Annotated in this window: 3 protein-coding genes and 1 pseudogene; all 4 read right to left on the bottom strand. The window is 40.5% G+C overall.

Annotated elements, in window-relative coordinates:
• Positions 1 to 597: 597 nt before the first annotated feature.
• Positions 598 to 723, bottom strand: a pseudogene (locus QZ562_RS18845) (lipid A biosynthesis acyltransferase); the annotation flags it as partial.
• 757 nt (positions 724 to 1,480) lie between these two features.
• Positions 1,481 to 3,313 carry a glutamine--fructose-6-phosphate transaminase (isomerizing) gene (glmS, locus tag QZ562_RS18840; protein WP_293763663.1) on the bottom strand — a complete coding sequence of 611 codons (1,833 nt, stop codon included), beginning with the start codon at positions 3,311 to 3,313 and terminating at the stop codon, positions 1,481 to 1,483.
• Between the two features lies 1 nt (position 3,314).
• Complete coding sequence (locus QZ562_RS18835) at positions 3,315 to 4,094, bottom strand: DeoR/GlpR family DNA-binding transcription regulator (RefSeq protein ID WP_293763660.1); 780 nt, start codon at positions 4,092 to 4,094, stop codon at positions 3,315 to 3,317.
• Positions 4,095 to 4,336: 242 nt separating this feature from the next.
• Entirely contained in the window at positions 4,337 to 5,692 is a 1,356-nt protein-coding gene (glmU, locus tag QZ562_RS18830) for a bifunctional UDP-N-acetylglucosamine diphosphorylase/glucosamine-1-phosphate N-acetyltransferase GlmU (RefSeq protein ID WP_293763657.1), read from the bottom strand.
• Between the last annotated feature and the right edge of the window lie 95 nt (positions 5,693 to 5,787).

Genomic DNA, 5,787 nt, shown 5'->3' with positions numbered 1-5,787 from the left:
AAGTTACTTGTGAGGACAGTGTAAGAGGAGGCTATGAGGATAGCAAGACTGGAGAAAACGGCTAATTAGAAAGAGATGATAGCTATATAAATGAGTCTGCAAGGTTCGCGGATGGTTCAGTCATGCCAAGGGCTCTTTCAAACATTGTCGGCGACTGGGCGTTTAACAGTGAAATGGATAGTATTAGTTTCATTCGTTTAGGGAACCTTTGGAATGTAGCTGTTCAAGAAGCGATAGAATGCAAGCCGACTAAAGCTTATGAATGTAGAGCTGATAGTGATGGTGAAGTAACTTGTACTACCTTTCAAAAATGCGAATAGTTTTGGCATGCTAACTTGCAATAGAGTTATTTACCAAGGGGAGTTTGCAAACCAATTGCCGAATACCTTGTCGTAATTAATACTCTTAGTTCATTTTATATCTACGAATCAAACGGCCTTAATTAGGCCGTTTTTAGTTATGTGATGTGAGCGAAGTTGTTAAATAAACCTTAAAACTTGATCGGTGAGGTCAGTGACGTTGATTTTTCCAGTAGACAAAGCTGATATTTTAAATTGACTAATAGACTTGAATCAAAGCAGATTAATAAACCGACGGCTAGCCTTCAGGTCGAGTTTTAAATCTTCTGTGAACCCACATGTACTGATCGGGCTGTTGCCTGATTGCATGTTCGATCATCTGGTTAATAACGGTTGCGTCGGCCACGTCTTCTCCAGTTGGAAAGCAGGCAAACAGCAAGGACGAAAAGCTAAACGTAATTACGTAGACACCCATTACAAGTCAATCAAATATTTAAAGTCACTTGGCTTATTATATATGTGTGCGGATGTAAATTGTTAAGCCTACTTAGGGCTAATTTATTCCTGAGGTAAGGACTTCAAATTAAGAAAGGCTCAGCACAGACGGTGCTTAAAAATAAAAACAGGAAGAGGCTACTGCCTATTACATTAAGTAAAATCAAAAATCACGCCGCCACCATTTAATTCATTAAAAACAATAAGTTAATAAATATGACTTATTTAAAATTATCAATTGTGTAAATACCCCCGACACAATAAATACTAATGGTATGAGTTAGATCTCACACCTTATATCAAAAAGTGTGACTGCCTATGCAGGTTGCAGCGTCGTATTGGCGATGAATGCTATAGCAATTGGGTAATTCGAGTGTGCTAATAAACCAAGTAATGTAATAACCGACAGTTCGCTATCGATAGAGTCAGTTAAAATGTGAAAAGTCACTGACTGTCCGGTGATAGGCTCACAGGAGCCAGTCGGTCACTAGCTAAGAAGCTAGCAAAAGTATGATACTTAATTGTAAAGTATGACAATTTATTGTCGGCCTACATGACCTTTATAGTCAAAAAGTGACCACAGTATGACCGGAGTCACTTTCCAACTTTATTTAAGACGTTCCATCTTTATTTAAGAAGTTCCAATATTATTTGAATACCACAACAAACCCGATGTTTTTAATGCGTTATTCCACTGTCACACTTTTGGCTAAATTCCTTGGTTGGTCTACATCGGTGCCTTTTATCACTGCAACGTAATATGACAGCAGTTGAAGTGGCAGGGTATACACTATGGGTGCTACCGCTGCTGCACAGTGAGGAACATTGATCACGCGCATGGTATCGTCACTTTTGAAATTAGCCTCTTTGTCTGCGAAGACATACATAATGCCGCCACGAGCGCGGACTTCTTCAACATTTGATTTAAGCTTTTCGAGTAGTTCATTATTAGGTGCAACTACTATGACTGGCATTTCATCGTCGATTAACGCCAATGGCCCGTGTTTAAGTTCGCCTGATGCATAAGCTTCAGCATGGATGTAAGATATTTCTTTAAGTTTAAGAGCTCCTTCCATTGCTATGGGGTATTGATCGCCTCTGCCTAAAAACAAGCTGTGTTGTTTATCGGCAAATTCTTTAGCCAGTTCTTTAATCCCATCAGTTAAAGCCAGGGTTTCTTCTAACTTAGCGGGTAAGCTATGTAGTGCTTTTATAATATCGTCATGGTCTGTTTGACACATGTTGTTGTGTTGGCCAATCGCTAAGGTCAACATTAAAAAACCAGTAAGCTGAGTCGTAAATGCCTTGGTGGAAGCAACACCAATTTCTGCTCCTGCTAAGGTCATAAAGGCTAGATCTGATTCTCTGACCAAGGATGAACCGGGTACGTTGCAGATAGCTAAACTTGCTGAGTAGCCTTGTTGTTTGGCAAGCCTAAGTGCGGCTAGTGTGTCGGCTGTTTCACCAGATTGTGAGATAGTGACGATCAAACTATTGGGATGAACGAAGGATTTTCGATAACGAAACTCTGAGGCAATTTCTACATTACACGATACGTTGGCATATTGTTCTAACCAGTATCGTGCTGTCATACCTGAATGATAGCTGGTACCACATGCGATAATTTGCACATGTTGAATGTCTGCTAATATTGCATCAGCACCTTGACCAAATATATTAGGGCTGATGCCTGTTTCACCTAAACGGCCTTGTAAAGTATTGCGAATAACGCTTGGCTGTTCGTGGATTTCTTTTAACATATAGTGGCGATAACCGCCTTTATCACCTGCATCATGCTCTACATCTGACTCAATAATTTCACGTTCTACTACTGCGCCAGCATGGTCATAAACGTTAATATTAGTGCGGGAAATCTCGGCAACATCACCTTCTTCTAAAAACATAAATCGACGAGTGACGGGTAACAATGCCATTTGGTCAGAGGCAATAAAGTTTTCGCCTATGCCTAAACCGATGACCAATGGGCTACCAGAGCGGGCGACGATAATGCGTTCTGGATCATGTTTATCCATAATGACGGTGCCATATGCACCATGAAACTTAGTCACGGCGTTTTGTACGGCTTTAAGTAAATCACCGCATTTATCCAATTCTAAATGTACTTGATGAGCAATAGTTTCGGTGTCGGTGTCTGAGCTGAAACCATAACCGACTGAGGTGAGTTCTTGGCGTAATGTTTGGTGATTTTCGATAATACCATTATGAACAACCGCAATGCGCTCAGATGAAAAGTGTGGGTGTGCGTTGGCTTCTGTCACTCCGCCGTGGGTTGCCCAGCGTGTATGTGCTATCCCCGTTGCGCCTTTAACAGGATATTCTTTTAACGCAGCTGCCAGTTCTTTTACTTTGCCTATTCGTCTGGTGCGAGTGAGATTGCCTTGGCTGTCTAAAAGTGCAACGCCAGCCGAGTCGTATCCTCGGTATTCTAAGCGTCGTAAACCTTCTAACAATATTTCAACTACATTACGTTCGGCAATCGCCCCTACTATCCCACACATATTAAGCTCCAATCTTTGTTGTATTAGCACAGATAACATCTACGCCATGTTGTTCAATTTGTTGTTTGAGTGCTGCTGGTATTTGATCATCGGTTACTAGAACTGAAATTGCACTCCATGGCAACTCTACATTGGGTATTCTTCTTTGTAATTTTTCAGACTCGGCCATAACAATTACCTGATTTGATACGTCTGCCATTGTTTGGCTTAACTGTGTCAATTCATTAAAAGTAGTGGTGCCTTTTTGAGGGTCTAAGCCAGCAGCACCTATAAAGGCTTGATCAAAGTTATACTCTTTAAGGACTAGCTCAGCCATTTTCCCCTGAAAAGAATGGGATTGAGTGTCCCATGTGCCCCCAGTCATTAATACTTTAGGTTCGTTTTCTTGTTCTAATAAATAGTTGGCAACCTGCAGTGAATTGGTCATCACCAGTAAACCAGTCTTGTGTTTTAATTCGGGTAACAACGTAGCTGTCGTAATGCCACTGTCTATGATAATACGATTGTGATCTTTGATTAAAGAAGCCGCGGCGGCAGCGATCGCCTTCTTGTACGGAGACGCCTTTTCATTTGAAAGTTCGGAAGAGCTAGTTGGCAGTAAAATTGCTCCACCAAACTTTCTTAACAGTAACCCATTGCTTTCAAGCTCGATAAAATCTTTTCGAATAGTCACTTCTGAAGTTGAAAACAACTTAGCTAGTTCATCCACTGCTACTTCACCAGTGCGATTAAGCTGTTCGACAATTGAACGTCTTCTTTGTTGGGTATTTCGTTTTTGCATTAAATTAGAATAAGTTTCGAGTTGAAACTTATTCTAATTTAAAAGTTTTTAAATGCAAGTTTGGTTTGGTTTGTTTTATTTTGAGTTGTCGTAATGAAAAAGTATGTAAATTGATAAAAGAGCAGACAGTATTAAGCATAACTCTATTTAGTTTTTTAAATCATACCCCAGTGTAACCTGGGACTTTTAGGGTAATCCAGCTCATATATAATATGGTAACGTCAATTTATATTGGATTTTTATCATTTCTCAGGCCTGCACCAAGTGCTTATGTTCCTTTGCTTCGCTCTTGCAATGGCTAATTCATTATCGCCTACTTCTTTGGTGATAACAGAACCTGCACCTATTGTGGCATTTATACCGATTGATGCGGGAGCCACTAAAGCACTATTTGAACCAATAAAAGCACCATCACCAATGAACGTTTTGAATTTGTTCACACCGTCATAGTTACATGTAATAGTGCCTGCACCTATATTGGCGCCTTCGCCTACTTCGGTATCGCCTAGGTAGGTGAGATGATTAGCTTTAGAGCCTTTACCTAGAATGGTTTTTTTCATTTCGACAAAATTGCCTACTCGGGATTGTTCCTTCATCACTGTGCCTGGGCGAAGTCTGGCATAGGGGCCTACATTACAGTGTTGTCCCACAATGGCCTGTTCTAATATTGAATTAGCATGAATGGTCGCGTTATCTTCGATAATGCTGTCTATTAAAATACAGTTAGCGCCTATTGTGACGTTTGAGCCAATTTTTACTTTACCTTCAATAATGACATTCACGTCTATAGTTATATCCTGACCGACTTCTACTTCGCCTCTTAAATCGAAGCGTGATGGATCTAACAATGATACACCTTGCAGCATTAAGGTTTTGGCTTGTTCAGCTTGGTAGGCTCGTTCGATTGACGCAAGTTGCACTCTATTGTTAATGCCTTCCACTTCAATTGCACAAGAGGGCTGAGACGCATGAATAGATTTGCCTTCTTTAGCGGCCATTTCAATCACGTCGGTTAAGTAAAATTCACCTTGAGCATTGTTACAGTTTAATGCTGATAACCATCGTTTTAAGTCACTACCACCCATCATCATCATACCAGTATTGGTTTCCTTGATTTGACGCTGTTGTTCTGTTGCATCTTTGTGCTCAACAATGGCTGTGACTTGCTCGCCTTGTCTAATAATCCGCCCCATACCAGTAGGATCTTCTAGATTGACGGTAAGCAAGGCGAGATCCGCGTCTTTTTTCACTGCTATTAATTGTTTGAGTGTCGATTCTTTAATTAACGGTGCATCGCCCACTAAAATCAGTACGTCTTCATTATCCTTAATATAAGGAATGGCTTGCTGGACAGCATGGCCGGTACCTAGCTGTTGCTCTTGTAAACACCAAGACAGACCATTATGACTAAGTTTATTTTGTAATTGCTCTCGTCCGTGCCCGTATATCACATGTATATTTGTAGCCCCCAATTTTTTTACTGTGTCCACAATATGTTGAACCATGGGTTTGCCACCAATAGGGTGCAATACCTTAGGCAAAGAGGACTTCATCCTAGTTCCTTTACCTGCGGCTAAAACTACTACTGAAAAAGTCATTCAATTTCCTTTAAAAGTGACATGTCTATTACGTTAATATTCACATCCTTAAGCATAGGTACATTCTACTTATTTGCGGATGAACTGTCAGTAAT

It is taken from the genome of uncultured Paraglaciecola sp., from assembly GCF_913058035.1.
In the GTDB taxonomy this organism is placed as follows: domain Bacteria; phylum Pseudomonadota; class Gammaproteobacteria; order Enterobacterales; family Alteromonadaceae; genus Paraglaciecola.
Note: the sequence above shows the minus strand (reverse complement) of the source record. Positions and strands in the feature narration are given on the sequence as shown.